At 41.0% G+C, this 21,449-nt stretch carries 24 protein-coding genes; 14 read left to right on the top strand and 10 right to left on the bottom strand.

Annotated features, from left to right (window positions below; genetic code table 11):
- Nucleotides 1-167: 167 nt before the first annotated feature.
- Both NQ503_RS16135 and NQ503_RS16130 read left to right on the top strand, forming a co-directional pair.
- On the top strand, nucleotides 168-2,327 hold the full coding sequence (locus NQ503_RS16135) for a diguanylate cyclase (protein WP_129795876.1): 2,160 nt from the start codon (nucleotides 168-170) through the stop codon (nucleotides 2,325-2,327).
- A 12-nt stretch (nucleotides 2,328-2,339) separates the two neighbouring features.
- Nucleotides 2,340-2,690, top strand: coding sequence for an Hpt domain-containing protein (locus NQ503_RS16130; RefSeq protein ID WP_005426280.1), 351 nt, complete (start codon nucleotides 2,340-2,342; stop codon nucleotides 2,688-2,690).
- Here NQ503_RS16130 and NQ503_RS17815 read toward each other — a convergent pair.
- A complete protein-coding gene (locus NQ503_RS17815; protein ID WP_082246513.1) occupies nucleotides 2,573-3,016 on the bottom strand; it encodes a branched-chain amino acid transporter permease in 444 nt (147 codons plus the stop codon). The two genes, NQ503_RS16130 and NQ503_RS17815, sit on opposite strands and share 118 nt — an antisense overlap.
- Nucleotides 3,017-3,018: 2 nt before the next feature.
- A complete protein-coding gene (locus NQ503_RS16120; RefSeq protein WP_044925879.1) occupies nucleotides 3,019-3,717 on the bottom strand; it encodes an AzlC family ABC transporter permease in 699 nt (232 codons plus the stop codon).
- Nucleotides 3,718-3,817: 100 nt separating this feature from the next.
- Between NQ503_RS16120 and NQ503_RS16115 the strand changes: the two genes are divergently transcribed.
- Genes NQ503_RS16115 through NQ503_RS16105 form a run of 3 tightly spaced genes read left to right on the top strand, consistent with a single transcriptional unit; the run spans nucleotide 3,818 to nucleotide 5,665 of the window.
- Nucleotides 3,818-4,135 (top strand): PadR family transcriptional regulator, encoded by a 318-nt coding sequence (locus NQ503_RS16115; RefSeq protein WP_005426283.1) that lies wholly within the window; start codon nucleotides 3,818-3,820, stop codon nucleotides 4,133-4,135.
- Nucleotides 4,132-4,740, top strand: a complete 609-nt coding sequence (locus tag NQ503_RS16110) for a DUF1700 domain-containing protein (protein ID WP_044925880.1) — start codon at nucleotides 4,132-4,134, stop codon at nucleotides 4,738-4,740. Before NQ503_RS16115 ends, NQ503_RS16110 begins: the two co-directional genes overlap by 4 nt.
- Entirely contained in the window at nucleotides 4,724-5,665 is a 942-nt protein-coding gene (locus tag NQ503_RS16105) for a DUF4097 family beta strand repeat-containing protein (protein WP_005426286.1), read from the top strand. The genes NQ503_RS16110 and NQ503_RS16105 overlap by 17 nt, the downstream gene beginning before the upstream one ends.
- 85 nt (nucleotides 5,666-5,750) lie before the next feature.
- On the opposite strand, the gene NQ503_RS16100 is transcribed toward NQ503_RS16105, so the two are convergent.
- The 3 genes from NQ503_RS16100 to NQ503_RS16090 form a co-directional block, all read right to left on the bottom strand.
- Nucleotides 5,751-6,497 carry an amino acid ABC transporter ATP-binding protein gene (locus NQ503_RS16100; protein ID WP_044925881.1) on the bottom strand — a complete coding sequence of 249 codons (747 nt, stop codon included), beginning with the start codon at nucleotides 6,495-6,497 and terminating at the stop codon, nucleotides 5,751-5,753.
- Nucleotides 6,484-7,155 (bottom strand): amino acid ABC transporter permease, encoded by a 672-nt coding sequence (locus tag NQ503_RS16095; protein ID WP_005426290.1) that lies wholly within the window; start codon nucleotides 7,153-7,155, stop codon nucleotides 6,484-6,486. The genes NQ503_RS16100 and NQ503_RS16095 overlap by 14 nt, the downstream gene beginning before the upstream one ends.
- Nucleotides 7,156-7,257: 102 nt before the next feature.
- A complete protein-coding gene (locus NQ503_RS16090) occupies nucleotides 7,258-8,109 on the bottom strand; it encodes a transporter substrate-binding domain-containing protein (protein ID WP_154648343.1) in 852 nt (283 codons plus the stop codon).
- A 258-nt stretch (nucleotides 8,110-8,367) separates the two neighbouring features.
- Here NQ503_RS16090 and NQ503_RS16085 point away from each other — a divergent pair, with 258 nt between their 5' ends.
- The 4 genes from NQ503_RS16085 (at nucleotide 8,368) to NQ503_RS16070 (ending at nucleotide 12,523) form a co-directional block, all read left to right on the top strand.
- Nucleotides 8,368-9,201, top strand: coding sequence for a carbon-nitrogen hydrolase family protein (locus tag NQ503_RS16085; protein WP_005426296.1), 834 nt, complete (start codon nucleotides 8,368-8,370; stop codon nucleotides 9,199-9,201).
- A gap of 329 nt (nucleotides 9,202-9,530) precedes the next feature.
- Entirely contained in the window at nucleotides 9,531-10,064 is a 534-nt protein-coding gene (locus NQ503_RS16080) for a TetR/AcrR family transcriptional regulator (RefSeq protein WP_044925882.1), read from the top strand.
- A 27-nt stretch (nucleotides 10,065-10,091) separates the two neighbouring features.
- Nucleotides 10,092-10,967, top strand: a complete 876-nt coding sequence (locus tag NQ503_RS16075; RefSeq protein ID WP_005426302.1) for a DegV family protein — start codon at nucleotides 10,092-10,094, stop codon at nucleotides 10,965-10,967.
- Nucleotides 10,968-11,149: 182 nt separating this feature from the next.
- Nucleotides 11,150-12,523 (top strand): sodium-dependent transporter, encoded by a 1,374-nt coding sequence (locus NQ503_RS16070; protein WP_044925892.1) that lies wholly within the window; start codon nucleotides 11,150-11,152, stop codon nucleotides 12,521-12,523.
- Between the two features lie 94 nt (nucleotides 12,524-12,617).
- Here the strand turns inward: NQ503_RS16070 and NQ503_RS16065 are convergent, their stop codons facing one another.
- Entirely contained in the window at nucleotides 12,618-13,472 is an 855-nt protein-coding gene (locus NQ503_RS16065; RefSeq protein WP_022387901.1) for a YitT family protein, read from the bottom strand.
- Between the two features lie 34 nt (nucleotides 13,473-13,506).
- On the bottom strand, nucleotides 13,507-14,067 hold the full coding sequence (locus NQ503_RS16060) for a prolyl-tRNA synthetase associated domain-containing protein (protein WP_005426315.1): 561 nt from the start codon (nucleotides 14,065-14,067) through the stop codon (nucleotides 13,507-13,509).
- 293 nt (nucleotides 14,068-14,360) lie between these two features.
- Between NQ503_RS16060 and NQ503_RS16050 the strand changes: the two genes are divergently transcribed.
- Nucleotides 14,361-15,137, top strand: a complete 777-nt coding sequence (locus tag NQ503_RS16050) for a sulfite exporter TauE/SafE family protein (protein ID WP_005426316.1) — start codon at nucleotides 14,361-14,363, stop codon at nucleotides 15,135-15,137.
- A 54-nt stretch (nucleotides 15,138-15,191) separates the two neighbouring features.
- On the opposite strand, the gene NQ503_RS16045 is transcribed toward NQ503_RS16050, so the two are convergent.
- From NQ503_RS16045 to NQ503_RS16035, 3 genes are read right to left on the bottom strand one after another with little or no spacing between them, the layout of a single operon-like run.
- Nucleotides 15,192-15,626 (bottom strand): MarR family winged helix-turn-helix transcriptional regulator, encoded by a 435-nt coding sequence (locus tag NQ503_RS16045; protein WP_005426317.1) that lies wholly within the window; start codon nucleotides 15,624-15,626, stop codon nucleotides 15,192-15,194.
- A gap of 38 nt (nucleotides 15,627-15,664) precedes the next feature.
- Entirely contained in the window at nucleotides 15,665-16,873 is a 1,209-nt protein-coding gene (locus NQ503_RS16040; RefSeq protein ID WP_005426318.1) for a sensor histidine kinase, read from the bottom strand.
- Entirely contained in the window at nucleotides 16,870-17,547 is a 678-nt protein-coding gene (locus NQ503_RS16035) for a response regulator transcription factor (RefSeq protein ID WP_005426319.1), read from the bottom strand. The genes NQ503_RS16040 and NQ503_RS16035 overlap by 4 nt, the downstream gene beginning before the upstream one ends.
- A 225-nt stretch (nucleotides 17,548-17,772) precedes the next feature.
- On the opposite strand from NQ503_RS16035, the gene NQ503_RS16030 reads away from it, so the two are divergent.
- The 4 genes from NQ503_RS16030 to NQ503_RS16015 all read left to right on the top strand — a co-directional run bounded on the left by NQ503_RS16030 (nucleotide 17,773) and on the right by NQ503_RS16015 (nucleotide 21,442).
- Nucleotides 17,773-18,948: a TlpA family protein disulfide reductase gene (locus NQ503_RS16030; RefSeq protein ID WP_005426323.1), complete on the top strand. Its 1,176-nt coding sequence runs from the start codon at nucleotides 17,773-17,775 to the stop codon at nucleotides 18,946-18,948.
- Nucleotides 18,949-18,978: 30 nt separating this feature from the next.
- A complete protein-coding gene (locus NQ503_RS16025; protein ID WP_005426325.1) occupies nucleotides 18,979-19,131 on the top strand; it encodes a CD1871A family CXXC motif-containing protein in 153 nt (50 codons plus the stop codon).
- Between the two features lie 7 nt (nucleotides 19,132-19,138).
- Nucleotides 19,139-19,984, top strand: coding sequence for a 4Fe-4S binding protein (locus tag NQ503_RS16020; protein ID WP_005426327.1), 846 nt, complete (start codon nucleotides 19,139-19,141; stop codon nucleotides 19,982-19,984).
- Between the two features lie 96 nt (nucleotides 19,985-20,080).
- The gene (locus NQ503_RS16015; RefSeq protein ID WP_259893522.1) at nucleotides 20,081-21,442 is read left to right on the top strand and encodes a TrkH family potassium uptake protein; all 1,362 of its coding nucleotides are present in this window, start codon (nucleotides 20,081-20,083) and stop codon (nucleotides 21,440-21,442) included.
- Nucleotides 21,443-21,449 lie beyond the last annotated feature (7 nt).

Raw genomic sequence — 21,449 nt, 5'->3', positions numbered from 1 at the left:
AAAAGAGTTTCTTCCAGATAGAAAACTGCACTTTTTTGGTCATTGTTGTGAATATTAAACTTTACGCAATATGCGCAGAATGCTATAATAAAAACATTAAATAAGTTACGTTGTATATCGGCTGTAACGGGCAGCAGTGGCTGGCAGCGCAGGAAGGACATGAATGAATGACGAATGATACTGCAATGACAAAGCAGGAATCCGAGGTAATGATAGAGCAACTCAAAAAAGTATTTGAAGTGGTTCGGTTATTGGATGTGGATACACTGGAAATGGGAAATCTGAAAGGTGTAGAAGATGTGGATGGATTTCCTTGTAAATGCTATGATTTCTGGAAAAAAGGTACACGTTGTAAGAACTGTACATCCAGAGAAGCATTACAGAAAAAAGAAAAAGTACTGAAGCTGGAATATCTGAATTCCAATATCTACCAGGTAATTTCCAAATATATAGAAATAGACGGCAAACCGTATGTGATTGAACTGATCAATGCCATGAAGTCAGATGCGATCATGGATGATGATGGACGTACGGAACTGATCAAACAGCTTTCAGGCTATAATCGGGAATTATATACAGATGCGCTTACCGGAATCTACAACAGACGATATTACGAAGAACGAATCAAAAATTCTGATATGACAGCAGGCATTGCAATGATCGATCTGGATGATTTTAAGATATACAACGATACATTTGGACACGATGCAGGTGACCTGGCACTGACGACAGTTGTAGGAATCGTAAAGGCGAATGTACGTCGTACTGATATGCTGATCCGAATGGGTGGTGATGAATTCCTGCTCGTGATGCCGGATATTACGGATCAGATTTTTGCAGATAAATTAAAGCAGATTCAGGAAAAAATTCATGATACGAAGGTTCCGGGATACTCACAGCTTCGTCTGTCGGTGAGTATCGGAGGTGTGCTTTCCGCTCCGGGAAGTACTGTGGAGAATGCAATCCATAAAGCAGATCAGTTCATGTATCAGGCCAAAACATGCAAGAATATGGTAGTGACTGAACATGATGAAGAAGTTCAGGACAAAGCAGAGGGCGGTGAAACATCCAAAACCTACAAATACAGAATTCTGATCGTTGATGATTCTGAGATGAACCGTGCAATTCTGTCAGAGATCCTCAGTGAAGAATATGATATCGTGGAAGCTGACAGTGGTGAGTCCTGCATCGATAAACTGAGACAGTACGAACGGGAAATTTCGCTGGTTCTTCTGGACATCGTCATGCCGGGAATGGATGGATTCGGAGTTCTTAATTATATGAATCGTCATCACTACCTTGAGGATATTCCGGTTATTATGATTTCCAGTGAGGATTCTACTGAAGTCGTCAGACGTGCATATGAAATGGGTGTTTCGGATTACATTAATCGACCGTTTGATGCAGGAGTTGTGCATCGAAGAGTCTATAATACGATCAAGCTTTATGCAAAGCAAAGACGCCTGATCACTCTGATCACGAATCAGGTTTATGAAAAAGAAAAGAACAACCGTATGATGGTTGAAATCTTAAGTCAGATCGTAGAATTTCGTAATGGTGAAAGTGGAAGCCATGTACTGAACATCAATATACTGACAGGAATGATTCTGGAGAGTCTTGTACAGAAAACAGATAAGTATAATATCACATGGTCAGAAAGACTGCTGATCACAACAGCGTCTGCATTACATGATATCGGCAAGATTGGCATTGATGATAAGATCCTGAACAAGCCGGGTAAACTGACTGATGAAGAATTTAAGATCATGCAGAATCATACGATCATAGGAGCCCGTATTCTTAAAAATATGGAAGGATATGAGGATGAGGAACTGATGATGGTTGCTTATCAGATCTGCAGATGGCATCATGAGAGATATGATGGCAGAGGATATCCGGACGGGCTTAAGGGAGATGAGATTCCGATTTCAGCGCAGGTAGTTTCTCTTGCAGATGTGTATGATGCACTTGTGGGCGAACGAGTTTATAAGAAAGCATATTCCCATGAGAAAGCGGTTCAGATGATCCTGAATGGAGAATGCGGTGCATTTAATCCGATTTTGCTTGAATGTCTGATCGATATTCAGGACAGGATCAAACGCAAAGTAAAAGGCAGTACACAGGAAAACAACCCTCTGAAGAAGAAAGAGAAATCAGCAGAACTCAAAGAGTTTGAAAATGCAAAAGAAGATTTTATGGATTCTGTTTTCAAAAATATGGAAAAAGAATATACGGACCTTGGAAATCCGGAAAATGCCGATTTTTCCAGGGGGGGGGGCAAAGCCAAAATGCTGATGAATGATATGAGAAAAAAGTTTTTTGAATAGGAGATAAATGATATGACAGTCAGAGAATGTTATGAAGAATTAGGATCTGATTTTGATAAAGTACTGAGCAGACTGGTGAGTGAAGCGCTTGTAAAGAAATTTGCGCTTAAGTTTCTGGATGATCCGAGTTTTGGACAGTTGGAGACAGCACTGGCAGATAAAGATGCAGAGACAGCATTTCGTGCAGCACATACACTGAAAGGTATCTGCCTGAACCTTGGATTTGATAATCTTTTTGCACCAAGTCAGGAACTGACAGAAAAACTTCGTGGAGCGACCACGATAGAAGGTACGGATGAACTGTTTGCAGCAGTAGAAAAAGAATATGACAGAACATGTGAGGCACTTCGAAAGATTGCCTGACAGATTTGAAAGAAAGAATTTAAGATAAAATCCCCTGTACTTTGTTTTTGCAACAGAGTGCAGGGTGTTTTTTTCCACTTGTGGAGCAGTACGATGAAAACAATTGCAATTGCTTCAGGAAGTCCATGTGTACTGCTTGCAGGGACATCTTTCAGACAGTAGATGACAAGAAGTCCGATTGCCGCATACGGAAGTACGGTTCCGAGATATTTGATAAATTCCGGTGGATTTTTACCCTCCGGGAAAATAATGAATGGGATAAAACGCGTTGCCATTGTTCCAAGGACAACTGCCGCAATGGTGATGATAGCTTGTGTTGTTGTCATAGTCATTTTGCAGCCACCTCCGGTTTCTTACTGAATCTGCGCTCGGCTGTGAAGGCCACGATGATAAAGATCATGGACGGAACAATAAAATTGCTGCTTCCGAAGATCAGAAGACAGATGGCAGAACAAATTAATCCTACCAGAGCTGGAAGATGATCTTTGGATTCTTCCCATTGGTTCAGGAACATAACGACAAACAGTGCGGTCATGACAAATTCGATTCCGGTTGTATCAAAATGAATCACATATCCTAAGAGTGCACCCGCTGTAGCAGCGAATACCCAGTAAATCTGGTTTAACAGGTTGACAAAAAACATAAACCATCCACGGTCTACATCATCTGGCGGTGTTACTGTACAGTTGACAGTAAAAGATTCATCACACATGCCAAAGATCAGGTAGAACTTCTTCCAACCGGTATTTTTATATTTATCCAGCATGGAAAGGCCATAAAATAAATGTCTGGCATTGACCATCAGTGCCAGAAAGAAAGCTGCAACCGGACTGAATGCCGACAGCAGAAGATTTGCCGTTACGAATTCCATAGATCCCGCAAAGATAAACATACTCATAAAGAATGGATACCATACAGAAAAGCCCTTACTCTGCATCATAAATCCATAGGACATTCCCAGGAAAAGAAAGCCTATACCGATAGGAATCGTGTATGGAAACGCGGCTTTGAATGCTTTTTTCTTCATTTGTGAAAAACTCCTTGACTTTTAGAATGAATATGTATATATTTTATATATAAAATTTTTATATATAATTATTTTACATATCATTTATGGAGGTGATCGGATGTATTATCCCGTATCAGCATTACTTATAGAGTTTCTGATCCTGTCCGTAGTAGAATCACAGGATTCCTACGGATATGAGATCAGCCAGACCGTCAAGATCGTGGCTGATATCAAAGAATCCACTCTATATCCCATCCTGAAGAAACTCGAGAAAAACGGTTATCTCACAACCTATTCTCAGGAATTTCAGGGACGTAAACGCAAGTATTATTCTATCACCGATTCCGGTAAAGAACAACTGGTGTATCTCAATAAAGAATGGATTTCCTACAGAGATACAATTGACGGAATCATTGAAGGGAGGATCCGAAATTGACCAGAGAAGAATATATGACTAAATTGCAGAAATATCTTCGCAAACTTCCGAAGCAGGATTATGAAGACGCAATTGAGTATTTCAATGAATATTTTAGTGATACAGATGAGGAAGGTCAGCAGAGACTGATGGAGGAGCTTGGAACTCCGAAGGAAGCGGCTGCGGACCTGATGTATAACCTTCTGGATCGGAAGATTCAGGAACAGGATGAGAGTGGTGAAGAGAAAAAGAGTAAAAAAGGAATCACGCTGCTGGCTGTTTTAGCTATCATGTCAACACCTGTGACTGTTCCACTTTTTATCGCAATGCTTGCAGTGCTTCTGGCGGCAGCAATCTGTGTTGTCTGTGTGATCTTCAGTGACTTTATTGCAGCATTCAGTATTTTACTGGTGGGTGGCAAGCTGTTGCTCAGAGGACTTGTTTCCTTCCCGTATTCTTTATCGGGTGCACTGATGATCACAGGATGTGGGTTACTTGGAATTGGATGCGCAATCCTGCTGTATCTTCTTGGAATCTATCTCTGCAAATGGACTGGTATGCTTCTTGTTATGCTTGCACGGAAAATAGCTGAAAAGAGGGGTAAGAATCATGAAAAAAACAAATAAACGTTTGCTGGTTGCTGGTGGTATCCTCTGCGCAATAGGAGTCCTGTTTTTGGGAGTTGGTGTTGCATCCGGTGGTAAAAATTATGTAAAAACAGCGGATCTGAACAGAATCAGTGGAAACGCAATGATGGATTCCAGTGACAGCCATGTGATTTTAAGCAAGACAAAGATCAATTCATTTTCTTCTGTGAATGTTGATCTTCGAAATCTTGATCTGGATGTAAAAGAATCTGACGATGAAAACTTTTACATTGCATATAATATTGAGACAAATAAAGGAATGCTGCCTCTTTCCTATCAGGTACAGGATGATACTCTGAATCTTGTAGAGAAAAAGGGAAATGAGTCATATTCATATATTCATATCGATATCAATTTCCTTCAGGAAATGCTCGGTCAGAGCCATGTGATCGAAAATTCAAATAAAGTAACTGTTTATATTCCGAAGGAAAACGACATGAGTAGTTTTTCCTGCAAGATGGGATATGGTGACTTAGATATTGAATCATTGAATGCCAAACAGGCAGTGATTCAGAATGACGATGGCGATGTTAAAATTGTGAGAGGTAGATTTAAGAATCTTGAGTTGAAAGATGATCTCGGTGATCTGAAGATTAAAGATGTTATATTTGCCAATAGTCAGATTGAAATGGCTGATGGTGATATACAAGCCGAGAATGTTACATTTACCGGTAAGAATGAGATTCGCAGCAGCCTTGGTGATATTACACTCAGTATTCCGGAAAAAACACTTGCAGATCTTTCTGTAGAGGCAGAAGCAAGTGAGATCAATATTCCGGAGAAACTTGGCAAAGTCATGACGGATGAAGACGATGAACAGAGCGTTGATTCTGGAAATAAGGCACAGAATTCCCTCGAAATTAAGAGTGAGGATGGGGATATAACGATCAAAGCTGCGAAATAATTATGTACAAATTGTTATTGAAAAAAGAGAACTTGTAGCATATAAAATGAGCCGCTGCATTCGCAGCGGCTCATTTTATCTTTATCTACAGTACTTTATTCAGAAAATCGATAGTTCGAGGTTCTTTTGGATTCAGAAGTACTTCCTGTGGAGTACCTTCTTCTACGATGTAACCACCGTCCATGAAAAGAACACGGTCAGCAACTTCTCGTGCAAATCCCATTTCATGAGTTACAATAACCATTGTCATGCCATCAGCAGCAAGCTGCTTCATAACCTGCAGAACTTCACCGACCATTTCCGGGTCGAGGGCACTGGTAGGTTCATCAAAGAGCATGATATCAGGTGTCATACAGAGTGCACGCGCAATTGCTACACGCTGCTTCTGACCACCCGAAAGCTGTTCCGGATAAGCCTCTGCTTTATCATCCATGCCGACCTTCTTCAGCATGTGGATGGCGCGTTCCTTAGCTTCCTCCTTGGTTGCTTTTTTCAGCTCAACGGGTGCAAGCATAAGATTCTGTGTGACATTCATATGTGGAAAAAGGTTAAAATGCTGGAAAACCATACCTACATTTTCGCGTACTTTGTTGATATCAACATGTTTATCTGTAAGATTTTTGCCGTCTACGATAACTTCACCGTCTGTGATTTCTTCCAGTTTGTTCATACAACGGAGAAAAGTAGACTTTCCGCTTCCGGAAGGTCCGATGATAACGACCACTTCGCCCTCGTGAATGTCGGTGGAGATATCTTTTAATACTTCCAGGGTACCGAAGCTTTTCTTTAAATGTGATACGTGAATTTTGACATTCTCTTTATTTACGGCCACGGTTCAGTCTCCTTTCTACGATTTTGGCTACTTTTGATAAGATCGTGATTACGATCAGGTACATAACTGCGACAATACCCCATGTCTGGAAAGACATAAAGGAATTGGCAACAACATTTTTCGCGGTATTGACCAGTTCCGGGAAACCGATAACAGAAAGAATAGAGGTATCTTTCAGTGTGATGATGAACTGGTTGATGATACTTGGAATCATGGTGCGGATTGCCTGTGGAAGTACAACACGGATCATGGCACGCGAATATGGAAGACCAAGACTTCTCGCTGCTTCCATCTGTCCGGAATCAACAGACAGGATACCTGCACGGATGATCTCTGCCATATAAGCACCACAGTTAAGGGCGAGGCAGACAGTACCGGCCTGGAGTGCTGTAAGTGTGAAATTAAATCCCATCATATTGTTCAGGCAGTACGGAACACCAAAATAAATAAAATATGCCAGAACGATCATTGGGACACCACGGATTACGTCAACAAAAATGGATGATATGATTCTGCATGCTTTGTTTTTCAGTACACTTAAGAGACCAAAAAACATACCCAGTATACAGGCAAAGAACAGACCACACAGTGCAAGTAGTAAGGTCTGTCCCATAGCAAGAAGCAGCAGGTTTCCATATCTGGTTATAATCTGGATCATGGAAATCTCCTTTCAAAAACAAAGCTGCCACAAAATGCAGCAGCCCTGTAATTCGTGTAGTGTTTTAAATCAGTTTATCTGATAAGGCCTGAGTCTTAAAAATTATTCTGCAGCTTCTTCTTCAGCAGCAGGTGTTTCTGTTGCATCAGCGTCGGCTTCGGCTTCTTCTGTCGGAACGGCATCTTCGCCAAGGTATTTAGAGATGATTTCGTTGTATTCGCCGCTTTCCTTGATATCTTTCAGACCAGCGTTGAACATATCGAGAAGTTCCTGGTTGTCAGCGTCGAAAATAGCGAATCCGTAAGGAGATCCTTCATTTGCAGTGTCTTCCAGGATCTGGAGTGCAAGGTCCCCATCTTTGATAGAGGATGCCATGATCGGTGTATCTTCGAAGCATGCAACTACCTGTCCGCCGAGAACAGCCTGATACATTGTCGGTGAATCTTCATAATAGGTGATGTTGAATCCGTATTCATCTTTCAGGCTTTCTGCATAGGTAGCACCCTGAGTACCAGTCTTAACACCAACAGTCTTGCCTTTCAGGTCATCGAATCCTTTGATATCGGAATCTTTCTGTACAGTCATAGACTGTGTAGCATTATAATATCCGTCAGAGAACAGCCAGCCGCTGTCTTTTCTTTCATCTGTAATAGAAGCACCGGCAATCATACCGTCAGCCTGTCCAGCCTGGCAAGCTGCGATGGAAGCGTCCCATCCAAGGCTCTTCAGTTCATATTCAAATCCCTGGTCTTTCGCGATAGCATCAAGTACATCTACATCAATTCCTACGAAGTTGCCATCATCATCAGTATATTCAAATGGTTTGAAGACGGTATCGGTAGCGATAACCCATTTTTTGTCAGATGCAGAATCAGCATCAGAAGCTGCAAATACAGGAACAGTAAGACTTCCTGCAAGTAATCCCATAGTTAATAAATAACACATCTTTTTCATGATTAAAGCACTCCTTTGTTGTTTAATATCGAAAAAAGGCGCAGTTCCCAAAAAAACTGACGCCTTCGTCGCTTTTTTCAATTCTATCATTGTAAAAATACACTGTCAATGGAAAATTTTAACTTTTTACCACATTAAAGGAATTGTCCTATAGAAAGTGGAAACGCTAATTGTTGAAAAAACTGGCAATGTATGTAAAATAGTGAATAGTATGAAAGAAAATATCGTTCCAGAGGGAAATATAAAAGGAGTAACGTGATGGAAAAAATAAAGATTGCTGCCATACAGATGTCGACAGTAGCAGATAAAATGGAAAATGTAAGAACTGTTAAAACTTATCTCGAAAAAATAAAGGATGAAAACCCAGATTTTGTAATTCTTCCGGAGATGTTCTGTTGCCCATATCAGACAGAGAATTTTCCAATCTATGCCGAAAAAGAAGGTGGACCGGTATGGCAGCAGTTATCTGGGTATGCAAAACAGTATGGAATTTATCTGATTGGAGGATCCATGCCGGAAAAAGATGCTGAGGGAAATGTTTACAACACATCTTACATTTTTGACCGTGAAGGAAAACAGATCGGGAAACATAGAAAAGTACATTTATTTGACATTGATGTCAAAGGCGGTCAGACATTCAAAGAATCCGATATGTTAACAGCAGGTGATAGCGACACGGTATTTGATACAGAGTTTGGTAAAATAGGAGTCATGCTCTGCTTTGATATTCGTTTTCCAGAATTATCACGAATGATGGTAAATGATGGTGCGAAAGTTATTTTTGTTCCGGCTGCATTCAACATGACAACGGGACCGGCACACTGGGAATTGTCTTTCAGAACTCGGGCACTGGATAATCAGATTTATATGGTTGGTTGTGCTCCGGCACGTGATGTATCGGCAGGATATATTTCATGGGGACATTCTATTGTCACAGATCCGTGGGGCAGAGTGACAGGCATGCTGGATGAAAACGAAGGAATTCTTCTGGCTGAATTGGATATGGACTATGAAGAGCAGGTAAGAGAAGAACTCCCATTATTAAAGAGCAGACGAAAGGATATGTATAAGTTAGAAAAACTTTGCAAATAAACCGTATGATAAAAAGGGTCAGGGAAATTTTTGACAGAATTTCCTTGATTTTTTGTTATCGCAGAATCTCTTCAATAGTGGAAACAGTACTGAAAGTTCCCCTGTTCTTTGAATTTTTTGTTCAATAGTCATCATCTCCTGAGTTGTTTTATTTTGTAATAGACATTAACAGACAGGAGAAGAGATGTCCATTGACCTAAAGGAGAAAAAGAGAAGAAAATTTCTTCATTTGTTGACATATTTTTTAACGAGTGATACAATACAGTTCTTTGATGAAACAAAATGTAACATGAATGAATCGAAATGCAACGGGGTGTAACAAACAGATTATGAACAAGAAAGAAAATCATTCTGCGAAAAGTGAGATAGAGCAGGCATTTCTGCGGCTTATGACACAAAAATCCTACATGGACATTACAGTAACAGATATTGTGCAGGAAGCAAACGTTGCAAGAGTTTCTTTTTACAGAAATTTTGCATCGATTTCGGAAGTACTGGACAGTATTGCAGACGCAACAGCGGAGAAGCTGAATATAGAGTTTCTTCCATTATTAGATACATCTGATGAACGAAAACTGCGGGAATATCTGTTCAATTATTTTTATCAGATATCGTTGAATTATAAAGAAATGTGGGCGATTCGCGGGTTGAATATGGATCTTTTTACGAAAAGACTCGGGGAGAAAATTCATGAAAAGAGAAAAGCAGTCGAATCCGCAGATTCTGATATATCAGAAAAATATGGATGGGTTGTAAAACTCTGTGTACTGGACGGTGTTTCGAGACGCTGGATCATGGACGAAATGAAAGAAACACCGGAAGAAATCATTGATTATGTGATGCCAATCATTAAAACATTATAAAAACAGAATACAAAGGAAGAAGTTATTATGAAGAAAACAGGAATCATGACAGACAGTCATAGCGGGATTTTAAACGAAGAGGCCGAAAGACTTGGAATCAAAGTGCTTCCAATGCCATTTTATATCGAAGAAAAGGTATATCGTGAAGGCGTAGATTTATCCAGAGAAGAATTTTATGATATGCTGCGCAAGGGAACGGATGTATCTACATCGCAGCCGTCACTGGTAGAGGTTGCGGAGATGTGGAAAGAAATGTTGAAAGAATATGAAGAAATCGTATATATTCCGCTCAGCAGTGCATTAAGCGGTTCCTGTATGGCAGCAATGGCAATGGCAAATGAAGATGAATTTGCCGGAAAAGTCTTTGTAGTTGACAATGGTCGTGTAGCGACTCCGATGCACCGTTCGGTTCTTGATGCAGTAGAAATGACAGAAAAAGGTTACAGTGCAGCTGAAATCAAGAAAATCCTCGAGGAAACCAGAGAAAAGATGACGATTTACATTGGACTCAGCACCCTGGAATATCTGAAAAAAGGTGGAAGAGTCAGCTCAGTGACAGCCCTGGCAGCAGATGTCCTGAATATTAAACCAGTCATGCATTTCAGTACAGGAACACTTGATACTTATCAGAAATGCCGTGGTATGAAGAAAGCACGCAAGGTCATGATCGATGCGATGAAACATGAACTGGAAACTAATTTCCGTGAAGAATACGAGGCAGGAAATGTATATCTGATGGCGGCTTCCAGCAGCACTGATGAAGTAACGGCAGAATGGATGGCTCAGATTAAAGAAAGCTTTCCGGGAATGGATGTTATGTGTGATAAACTTTCCTTTGGTCTGTCCTGTCATATCGGTCCGGATGGGCTGGGAATCGGCTGTACCTGCAAACCTGTAGAATAAACGAAACATATGGAAAAATCGTTGTGAAAAGTCACAGTAAATATTTAATACATTAATGCGGTGCAAATTTACAGCGATTTTTTATTGATTGCCGTCGTCTTAAAACCATGATATTATCAAAGAAGCTGAAATTATTTATGAAGGTTTGAGCAAAATATATGGATGGGGGAAAGGGTAATTTTATGGAGCAACATCATCATGAAAGAAGTACGTTTTCCGGGAAACTGGGATTTGTATTGTCGGCTGCCGGAGCATCGGTTGGCCTGGGAAATATCTGGAGGTTTCCATATCTGGCAGCCAAGTATGGCGGAGGAATTTTTCTGCTGATCTATATTATTCTGGCAATGACATTTGGATATTCCATGATCATAGCAGAAACAGCACTTGGGCGTATGACGAAGAAAAGTCCGGTAGGTGCGTTCGGCAAATTTGGCAAATCAAAATGGCTTTCTTTTGGGGGCTGGATCAATGCGATCATCCCGATTCTGATCGTGCCGTATTATTCCGTTATCGGCGGATGGGTAATCAAATATCTGGTTGAATATGTAAAAGGAAATACTCAGAATCTGGCAACGGATGGTTATTTCTCAGAATTTATTTCAAATGGAGTATCCACAGAGGTCTGCTTCCTGGTATTTGCATTATTTACAGTAGGGATCATCTATGCAGGTGTTCGAAATGGCGTAGAGCGTGTGTCTAAATTTATGATGCCGGTTCTGGTATTTTTATCAATCGTGATCACGGTTTATTCTGTGACAAGACCTGGAGCTCTGGAGGGCGTTAAGTACTTCCTGATTCCAAATCCGAAGAATTTTTCATGGATGACAGTAGTAGCTGCAATGGGACAGATGTTCTATTCACTTTCTATTGCAATGGGTATTCTGGTGACATTTGGTTCCTACATGAAGAAAGACGTGTCTATTGAAAGTTCAACAACTAATGTAGAGATCTTTGATACTGCAATTGCAATTATGGCAGGCTTGATGATCATCCCGGCAGTATTTGCATTTTCTGGTGGAGATCCAAATACTCTGCAGGCTGGTCCGGCGCTGATGTTCATCACGATCCCGAAGGTCTTTGCAAGTATGGGACTTGGAACACCGATTGGTATTCTGTTTTTTGTATTGGTGCTCTGTGCGGCACTGACAAGCTCCATTGCCCTGACAGAAAGTGCAGTATCTACCTTCCAGGATGAACTGAAATGGTGCAGACAGAAATCCACACTGGTTGTTGGTGCGATCATGATCGTCCTTGGCAGCCTGTCATCCCTTGGCTATGGACCACTGGCATGTGTGAAGATCATCGGAATGCAGTTCCTTGATTTCTTTGACTTCCTGACTAACTCCGTGATGATGCCGATCGCAGCAATTGCTACATGTCTTCTGATCTCCAGAGTGATCGGACTGAAGAAGATAGAAGACGAAGTTGTTCTCGGTGAAGGAACCTTTAAAAGAAAGAAAATCTTCAATTTTATGATCAAATATCTTTGCCCAATCTTTGCAGCGATCATTCTGCTCAGCTCTGTGGCAAACGCATTTGGATGGATTTCCATGTAATAAAGAAATAATAAAACCGCGGTATTCTGTATATAAAAAATACAGGAAGCTGCGGTTTTTATGTGCTAAAAAAGTGCACAGGTCTGGCATCGAATCAGACTTTAGGCTGATAGTGCATATCAGATACATTATAAACTGTGATGAAGGCGAGAGGATCCTCATGGTTGATGAAATTCATTAGCTTCTGATATTCTGTTTTATCTACGATCGTGATGATCTCGTTTCGTTTCTGCATATTATAGGCCCCGTATGCTTCATAAACAGTAGCACCGCTGTGCAGTTCATGAATGATGAAGTTACGAAGTTCTTCTTCTTTTTTGGTAATGATACATACACGCCGTTTGATATTGTGGTCAAAAATAAAATGATCCAGTACGATACCATTGAAGTATGTACCAAGAATACTTAAAACAACAGTTTTCTTGTCATAGACCAGAGCAGCGGAAAGTGCAACACACATACCGGAAAGGGACATGGCCTTTCCAAGTTCCATATGCAGGTATTTATTCATGATCTTTGCGACAATATCCAGTCCACCGGAAGAGGCATTCCGGTTAAAGAGAATGCTCAGACCTACACTGACGACCAGAATATAGCAGAGAACATCCAGTTCCTGACTGTTGGTCATGGAACCAAAATTCGGAAAGATTTTTTCAAATATTCCAAGAAAGACCGGGAGCATGATGCTGGTATATACGGTTTTTACACCAAATTCCCGACCGCAGGTAAGAAAGCCGATAATCAGAAGTATGACATTCAGAATCATCGTGATCGCGGACAATGGCAGTGGTACGAAGTTTGAGAGTATGATTCCAAGGCCGGAGATGCTGCTGACAGAGGTATGGCTTGGTACCAGGAAAAAATATACCGCAGCAGCAATGATCGCGACAGCAACGGTCAGTATGACTGTTTCCATAAAGATTTTTGCGTAATTCAGTTGTGTTTTCATAAAAGAAAATCCTTTTTCATTTTTAAAGTGTTATTTAATTCTGAGCTTCCGGATTTGGAAGATTTACCATGAGCGGTGCGTGCTCAAGTTCAGGAATGATCTTGTTTTTGAGGTCTTCAGTCGTGAATTTGAGACTTGAAGTATTGATACAAGGATGACATCCGAAGTAAGGATTTTTCATGACATCTTCATCAATCAGCAGCTGTACTTTCTTATCATGATCGTTCATCAGTCCCATCACACTGACAGATCCCGGAGTGATGTCCAAATATTTTTCCATATATTCCGGTTTAGCGAAGGACAGGCGGGCAGAGTTGATCTGTGCTGACAGATCCTTGGTCTTAAATGGCTTGTCACCTGGCATCAGAAGAAGGTAAAAGTTTGTCTCCTGCCGGTTGCAGAGAAAAAGATTTTTACATATAGTAGTGTCATCGCCCAGAATACGGTCAACTTCTTCGCAGGCTTCCATAGTCATAGTTGCTTCATGGTCTACACGCTGGTAAGCTATGCCAAGTTTATCCAACAGATCATAGACACGAATTTCTTTATCAAGTCTTCCTGATGTGGTTTCAGGTCTTCCATTCTGTAATTCCATTTTTGTGACTCCTTTTTTATTTCATATCTGTGAGTGTACCCCTTTTATATGGAGATTGTCAATGAGATGTGGCTTTGTGATCATTAAAAAAAAGTCTTTGCAAACCACATAAAATGCAGACGATCCAGCCGAATAACTTCAGTGCTCTTACAAAAGATTTCAAAGTGGTGCTGCCAGAAGAATTCCTTTATGAAAAAGAATAAATAGAGGTTGGTTGCAATATTCTCTCCTTATGCTATAATGATTCAAAATTGAACTATTCAAAAAAGAATTAAATAAAGGAGAGAAAAAACATGCAGATTTTATGGACGGTGATCGTCACATTTTTTGCAGGAATGGGAGCAGGGCTTGGAACGGGCTTTGCAGGTATGAGTGCTGCAGCTGTGATCAGTCCCATGCTCATCACATTTCTTGGGATGGATCCTTATATGGCGGTAGGTATTGCTTTGTCATCGGATGTACTGGCAAGTGCGGTATCCGCTTATGTATATGGAAAGAATAAGAATCTGGATATTAAGAACGGTGTGATCATGATGATCAGTGTACTGACCTTTACCGTAGTTGGAAGTTACGTATCGAGTCTTGTACCGTCAGCCACGATGGGGAACTTTTCAGTATTCATGACCTTCCTTCTTGGAATCAAATTTATTGTAAGACCGGTCATGACAACGAAAGAGAGCATGCAGAATGTATCAGCAAAGAAACGTGTAATTCAGTCAATCGTGTGTGGAGTTCTGATTGGATTTATCTGTGGATTTATCGGAGCCGGTGGTGGAATGATGATGTTGCTGATTTTGACATCTGTGCTTGGATATGAGCTGAAAACAGCTGTAGGAACCAGTGTGTTTATCATGGCTTTCACGGCATTTACCGGAGCGGCATCTCATTTTGCGATCGGTGGAATGCCAGATGTGACCGTATGGATTCTCTGTATCGTATTTACCTTTATCTGGGCAAGGATTGCTGCTGTATTTGCAAATAAGGCATCAACGAAAACGCTCAACCGCGCGACTGGCATCATACTGGTCGTACTTGGAATTGTAGTGATGTTATTTTCTTTATTGTCATAAAAAATTACTTTATAAAGTAAAAGTATCAGTAGAACGCAAAAGGAGAAGCCATTTTCAGGCTTCTCCTTTTAGTATGTTGTCAAGATTCTGATCCATAATATTCAGAATCTCGAGAAATTTCTGTCGCGTTTCGTTATCAAGGCCGGTCAGGATCCGGTCAATAAAATCCTGCTGAAGCTGTCGGCCCTTTGCAATGATTGGTTGAGCTTTTTCTGTACAGAGCAGTTCGGTCTTACGGCGGTCACTTTTGACCGCATGACGTTCCAGATATCCGTCACAGACAAGCTTGTCTACATTGACGGAAACTAGGTTTGCCTTTAATTTACGGACTTCGACAATATCCCGTGCAGTGCAGAATTCGGGATTATTTGCCAGAAACATAAGAATGTCGAATGCCGTCTGCGGCAATTTCAGTTCCTGACAAAGCGATTTACAGGTTCTGTTATATGCAAGAGAAGTTTTTCTTGCGAATTCAATGTTTATATCCATAAAAAATCCTCGATTATAGAAAGTATAAATATGATAGTTCAAATTTCAATTAATGGTGAATTTATGGGCAGCATGAGTGCGATCGTGCTGCCTTTTTTGCTGCTCGCCAGAACTTTTACCTGGCCGCCATGTTGTCTGGCAATCTCAGCTACCAGGGCAAGACCAAGACCGGCTCCACCCATGGCGCGACTGCGGGATTTGTCTACGCGGAAAAACGGGGCGAAGATTTTTTCCTGATATTCAGGTGAGATACCGATTCCAGTGTCTGTTACTTCGACTAAAGCATAGTCTGCTGGTTTGGAATGCGCAACAGGCAGTGCTTTTGTCTGAGATATTTTTACCGTTACTTTTCCACCAGAATGATTGTATTTGATGGCATTTTCCACAAGATTATAAACAGCACGGTAGAGAAGAAGATAGCTTCCGGTAACGGTGCAGTCACCCTCTTCCTGGATCAGTTCCACTTTTTTCTGGTCAGCAATGGAGGCAAGATCGCAGCAGACTTCATCGGTGAGTTCTGCCAGTGAAATAGAATCAGAGCGTTCAACGGATTGTATCCCGGTCATATCGAGAAGAACTTCAGATAGATGAGAAAGTCGTTCGGTCTGATTCTGGATCATTCCAAAGATGTCCTGATATTCTTCTATTGTCGGAGTTTTCTTGCGTGCAAAAACTTCGAGGTTTGTCTGCATGACAGCAAGCGGAGTTCTCAGCTCATGAGCGGCACTGGCAGAAAACTGCTTCTGTGCCGTAAACGCATCATCCAGTCGGGAAAGCATCTTATTAAAAGAGCCTGTAAGACGAGAAATCTCATCGTTTGTATCTGGAACTTCAAGAGACTCAGAAAGATTCTGGGCCTCTATTTTATTGACTTCGTTACTGAGTCTGCGTAGAGGCAGCAGTGCACGGCGGCTGATAAAATATGTACCGACACTGCTCAGGAGAATAATGATTGCAGTTGCAATGATACTTCTGGTGCGGAAAAGGTCTTTGGTTTCCTGTACCTGATCTGAAAGACCTGCAAACAGAGTGTTTGGATTAATGTTAAAGGTGATTGGCGTGGAATCAGTTTCATTGATCTTTACGACATAATCACCCAGATTTTCGATTCCGGTAACAGCGGAGTTACTAATAAAAAAATACATCAGGACACAGGTGACAGTCATCAGGAGCGTGATGATCAGTGTCAGCCTCCACTGCAGAGAGAGTTTTTTCAGAGGATTTTTTGTTGTATGTTCTTTTTTCATTTCAGATCCTCCATGAGAATGTAACCCTGTCCAACCTTGTTCTGTATTGGATCGTTTCCCAGAGCTGCGCGCAGCTTCTTGCGAAGGGAAGAAATGTGGACACGGATGGAATTACTGAAGCTGTTTACACTGCCGTCCCAGATATGTTCAATCAGTTCTTCCGGGCTGATGATACGATTCTGGTGGAGCATAAAATACTCCAGCAGAGCACTTTCCTTTCGGGTGAGAGAGAGTTCTTCACTATCAATGTGTGCTTTTCTGGTGCGGGTGTCAAAGCTGATGTGGCCGCACTTCAGGCAGACATTCTCCTGAATAAATCTGCGCCTGGTCAGACTGCGGATACGCGCTTCCAGTTCCTCAAAATGAAATGGTTTTGTCAGATAATCGTTTGCTCCAAGGTCAAGTCCTTCTACTTTATCCTCAATCTGGCCACGGGCTGAGAGAATCAGAACTGGTGTGGAAGAATTTGTCTCACGGAACTGCCGCAGGATATCCAATCCGTCAATGCCAGGAAGGTTCAGATCCAGAAGGATCAGATCGTAGTTTTCAGTCGTACATAATTCCAGCCCTTCGTCTCCGTCTAGGCAGGTATCGGTTTCATAGCCATCCATACGCAGCCCCTCTGCGATCGAACGGCAGAGCTGCTCTTCGTCTTCTATTATTAATATGTGCATGCGCATTCTCCTTTTTTCAGCAGATTTTGATCAGGTTACTGGGAACAAAGTGAGTAGTAACGATGTAATCTCTTCCTATCATATCATGTTCCGTATAAAATTCGTGTAAAAAAATAAATCGAAAAAATTTTTGATTTTCAGGATTTCTTAACACGAATTTTATAGACAGGATGCTATAATTGCGACTATAGTAAACAAAAGGACTACGAAGGGAGAATATAAATCATGAAATTCAGAACACAGAAAATCACAGCACTTATGGTAGCTGCAATAGTAGGGGTATCTACACTTGGAAGTGTATCAGTAATGGCAGCAGAAAGTACAGAAGCAATGGCGGTTCCGGCAGATCAGGCGGGAATGGTGGTTGATGGAGATGCAGCTGCAGCAGATGGTGACGCAATCTCGTCTGATTTTATACAGGGCACTTTTAAACCATCTGAGACAACAGTGCAGGCACAGGATTCTTATGAATATCCATTTCTTGGACTTAACATGAAGCTTCCTGAGGAACTGCTTAAACAGATAAAAGAGCAGACCATTGCAATGATCTCAAATGAAGTATGGAATGACAATGCAGATGCAATTAAATATGCATATATAAGCTGGAGCGAAATGACCGAGGAGCAGAAAGAGGCAGAGGTTGACAAGATGGGAACAGCATATGATGACTGGTACAATAGTCTTGCAAAAGTTGGAGCGATTGGAATCTATGACGAAGATTCTGAGAAAGAACTGGATAAGATCACAGGCTGCACAGAACACAAAGAAATCGGAAGCAGCAGCGACGGAAAATACAAATACTATCTGAGCACCAACAAGGATGCAGATGAATCCTTGAAAAAAGAAGTGGAAAAAATAGATGTGACACTCACAGAGATGACACCATTCCAGCAGCTTTCTGCATTTGACCAGCCGCAGGAAACCAGCAATGCAGGTGATTCTACAAATGTTGGTAAATTCGAGACAAAAGGCGTTGACGGAAAAGACTATACAGAAAAAGTATTCAGCGATTATGATCTTACACTTGTGAATGTTTTTACTACCTGGTGTTCTCCATGTGTAAATGAGATTCCGGAGCTGGAAAAACTCTATGAAGAGATGAAGGAAAAAGGTGTTGGAGTTGTCGGTGTCGTTCTTGATACAGTGAGTGATGATGCCAAACAGAATGAGGATACAGTGAAAAAAGCCGGTGTCCTTCAGGAGAAGACAAAAGCATCCTATCCGTTCCTGGTCCCGGATTCAACAATGATGAATGGACGTTTAAATGGTATCTCTGCTTTCCCGGAAACATTCTTTGTTGACAAAGAAGGAAATATTGTAGGCGAAACATATTCAGGAAGCCATACACTGGACGAATGGAAAGAAATCGTAGAAAAAGAACTCAAGAACATTTCTAAATAATAAAGCGATTCTGACAGAAAGATAAGAAAAATGATGAAAAAAATAACAGATTCAAAGTGGATAGGTCCTGCACTGGCAATTCTGGGAATACTCCTGATGATATTTGGAATTTACCGGGGCGAAGTGGATGTAGTCTTTACAAAGGCGATCAATATCTGTATGGAGTGTATTGGAATTGGATAATAAAAAAATGAAAATTAATGAGTGGCCGCGCCATGGGATTCAGGCACTGTGGGCGTTTCTTACCAACAGTCGCGTATCAGGATTTGTGACTGGCAAGATTTATACTGGAAATTTAAAACATGCATGTGTTCCGGGACTGAACTGTTATTCCTGTCCCGGTGCCACAGGCGCCTGTCCGATTGGATCTCTTCAGGCAGTGATCGGCAGCTGGAATTTTAAAATGGCATATTATGTAATAGGATTTCTGATCTTTGTCGGAGCCCTTCTTGGAAGACTTGTCTGTGGATTTCTCTGTCCGTTTGGACTGATACAGGATCTGCTGAATAAGATTCCATTTCCAAAGAAGATCCGGACATTTCGCGGGGATAAGCTATTACGTAAGCTAAAATATGTGATCTTTGTGGTATTTGTGATCCTGCTCCCAATGTTTGTCGTAGACATCATGGGACAGGGAGCACCTTATTTTTGCAAGCTGATCTGTCCGGCAGGTACGCTGGAAGGCGGACTTCCACTGGTACTTCTGAATAAATCCATGCGCAGTGCGATCGGCTGGCTTTTTATATGGAAGAATACGATCCTTGTTGTTACAATAATTCTTTCTATTATAATATATCGTCCATTTTGTAAATATATCTGTCCGCTGGGAGCTTTTTATTCAATATTTAATAGTGTTTCTGTTTACCGCTATAGAGTAGATATGGAAAAGTGTGTTCACTGTGGAAAATGTGCAAAAGCATGCCAGATGGAAGTAAACCCTGTGGATAACCCGAACAGTGCAGAATGTATCCGGTGTGGGCGATGTAAAAAGGCCTGTCCGACGCAGGCAATCCAGTGTGGAATTAAGAGAAAATAAAATCTTTATACAATCTTAATATCAAGTCTGATAATCTTATACTATCTTTGAACTCTGGCATATATAATAAAATGCAAAGTTAATGATAATAAAATCATCAAAAAGGAGCAGAAGTTATTTATGCCAGAGCATTTACATAAAAGAAAACATCTGACATCATTTCAATTAATTATCTTAGGTTTTGCGGGGGTGATCTTTATAGGAGCCCTCATTTTAACTTTACCTGTTTCATCTGCAAGTGGAGTTGTAACGCCGTTTGATCAGGCACTTTTTACATCAACTTCAGCAGTATGTGTGACAGGACTTGTTGTGCAGGATACAGGCAGTTACTGGTCTATTTTTGGACAAGCAGTTATTTTGGCACTTATACAGATTGGAGGTTTGGGAGTTGTAACCGTTGCAGTATCAGTATTTATGCTGTCAGGACGAAAAATATCGCTCATGCAGCGGAGTACGATGCAGGATGCTATATCGGCGCCAAAAGTAGGAGGTATTGTCCGACTGACAAAATTTATTCTGAGAGGGACCTTTCTGATAGAAGCACTTGGAGCAGTATTATTGTTTCCGGTATTTTGTCGTGATTTTGGAATAAAGGGAATCTGGATGTCGGTTTTTCATTCTATCTCAGCCTTTTGTAATGCCGGATTTGATATACTTGGTACAACAGATCATACTTTTGTATCATTGACCGGATACAGCAGAAATATCTGGCTGAATATAGTTATTATGCTTTTGATCATACTTGGTGGAATGGGATTTCTTACCTGGGAAGATTTCTATACTAACAAATTTAAATTTAAACGTTATCGTATGCAGAGTAAGGTTATTCTGATCACTACAGCCATTTTGATCATTGCACCGGCGGTCTTCTTTTTTGCCTGTGATTTTGGCAATCTGCCTGCAGGCAAAAGATTGCTGGCATCAGTATTTCAGTCTGTAACGACCAGAACCGCGGGCTTTAATACCGAAGACCTGTCACTGATGACAGAAGCAGGAAAAGCTGTTATGATACTTCTAATGCTGATAGGTGGTTCACCAAGTTCTACAGCAGGCGGTATGAAAACAACAACCTTTGCAGTGTTGATACTGAATGCACTTGCTACATTCAGAAGCCGTGAAGACGCAGGCGCTTTTGGACGAAGATTTGACGGGCAGGTAATAAAGAATGCGGCTACTATAGCGATGCTGTATTTTATGCTGTTTTTCTTTGGGGGGATAACGATCAGTGTTTATGAAGGCCTGCCGGTACTGATTTGTTTTTATGAAGCAGCTTCTGCAGTAGGAACAGTAGGACTTACATTAGGAGTTACACCGGGACTTCACATAATATCACGTTTGATATTGATCGCACTTATGTATTTAGGTCGAGTAGGAGGAATGACATTAATATACGCGGTATTTTCCGGGAAAAACAATAATGGTGCAAAAATGCCATTAGAAAAAATAACAGTTGGATAAAAGGAGT

Origin of the sequence: Blautia obeum ATCC 29174 (assembly GCF_025147765.1) — a bacterium.
GTDB lineage: Bacteria > Bacillota > Clostridia > Lachnospirales > Lachnospiraceae > Blautia_A > Blautia_A obeum.
This window is presented reverse-complemented; position numbering and strand designations above follow the sequence as displayed.

What these genes read in the sequence shown, in the direction of transcription:
- NQ503_RS16135 (WP_129795876.1), top strand. Translation starts at nt 168, where the DNA reads ATGACGAATGATACTGCAATGACAAAGCAGGAATCCGAGGTAATGATA.
- NQ503_RS16130 (WP_005426280.1), top strand. Translation starts at nt 2,340, where the DNA reads ATGACAGTCAGAGAATGTTATGAAGAATTAGGATCTGATTTTGATAAA.
- NQ503_RS17815 (WP_082246513.1), bottom strand. Translation starts at nt 3,016, where the DNA reads ATGACAACAACACAAGCTATCATCACCATTGCGGCAGTTGTCCTTGGA.
- NQ503_RS16120 (WP_044925879.1), bottom strand. Translation starts at nt 3,717, where the DNA reads ATGAAGAAAAAAGCATTCAAAGCCGCGTTTCCATACACGATTCCTATC.
- NQ503_RS16115 (WP_005426283.1), top strand. Translation starts at nt 3,818, where the DNA reads ATGTATTATCCCGTATCAGCATTACTTATAGAGTTTCTGATCCTGTCC.
- NQ503_RS16105 (WP_005426286.1), top strand. Translation starts at nt 4,724, where the DNA reads ATGAAAAAAACAAATAAACGTTTGCTGGTTGCTGGTGGTATCCTCTGC.
- NQ503_RS16095 (WP_005426290.1), bottom strand. Translation starts at nt 7,155, where the DNA reads ATGATCCAGATTATAACCAGATATGGAAACCTGCTGCTTCTTGCTATG.
- NQ503_RS16090 (WP_154648343.1), bottom strand. Translation starts at nt 8,109, where the DNA reads ATGAAAAAGATGTGTTATTTATTAACTATGGGATTACTTGCAGGAAGT.
- NQ503_RS16085 (WP_005426296.1), top strand. Translation starts at nt 8,368, where the DNA reads ATGGAAAAAATAAAGATTGCTGCCATACAGATGTCGACAGTAGCAGAT.
- NQ503_RS16080 (WP_044925882.1), top strand. Translation starts at nt 9,531, where the DNA reads ATGAACAAGAAAGAAAATCATTCTGCGAAAAGTGAGATAGAGCAGGCA.
- NQ503_RS16075 (WP_005426302.1), top strand. Translation starts at nt 10,092, where the DNA reads ATGAAGAAAACAGGAATCATGACAGACAGTCATAGCGGGATTTTAAAC.
- NQ503_RS16070 (WP_044925892.1), top strand. Translation starts at nt 11,150, where the DNA reads ATGGAGCAACATCATCATGAAAGAAGTACGTTTTCCGGGAAACTGGGA.
- NQ503_RS16065 (WP_022387901.1), bottom strand. Translation starts at nt 13,472, where the DNA reads ATGAAAACACAACTGAATTACGCAAAAATCTTTATGGAAACAGTCATA.
- NQ503_RS16060 (WP_005426315.1), bottom strand. Translation starts at nt 14,067, where the DNA reads ATGGAATTACAGAATGGAAGACCTGAAACCACATCAGGAAGACTTGAT.
- NQ503_RS16050 (WP_005426316.1), top strand. Translation starts at nt 14,361, where the DNA reads ATGCAGATTTTATGGACGGTGATCGTCACATTTTTTGCAGGAATGGGA.
- NQ503_RS16045 (WP_005426317.1), bottom strand. Translation starts at nt 15,626, where the DNA reads ATGGATATAAACATTGAATTCGCAAGAAAAACTTCTCTTGCATATAAC.
- NQ503_RS16040 (WP_005426318.1), bottom strand. Translation starts at nt 16,873, where the DNA reads ATGAAAAAAGAACATACAACAAAAAATCCTCTGAAAAAACTCTCTCTG.
- NQ503_RS16035 (WP_005426319.1), bottom strand. Translation starts at nt 17,547, where the DNA reads ATGCACATATTAATAATAGAAGACGAAGAGCAGCTCTGCCGTTCGATC.
- NQ503_RS16030 (WP_005426323.1), top strand. Translation starts at nt 17,773, where the DNA reads ATGAAATTCAGAACACAGAAAATCACAGCACTTATGGTAGCTGCAATA.
- NQ503_RS16025 (WP_005426325.1), top strand. Translation starts at nt 18,979, where the DNA reads ATGATGAAAAAAATAACAGATTCAAAGTGGATAGGTCCTGCACTGGCA.
- NQ503_RS16020 (WP_005426327.1), top strand. Translation starts at nt 19,139, where the DNA reads ATGAAAATTAATGAGTGGCCGCGCCATGGGATTCAGGCACTGTGGGCG.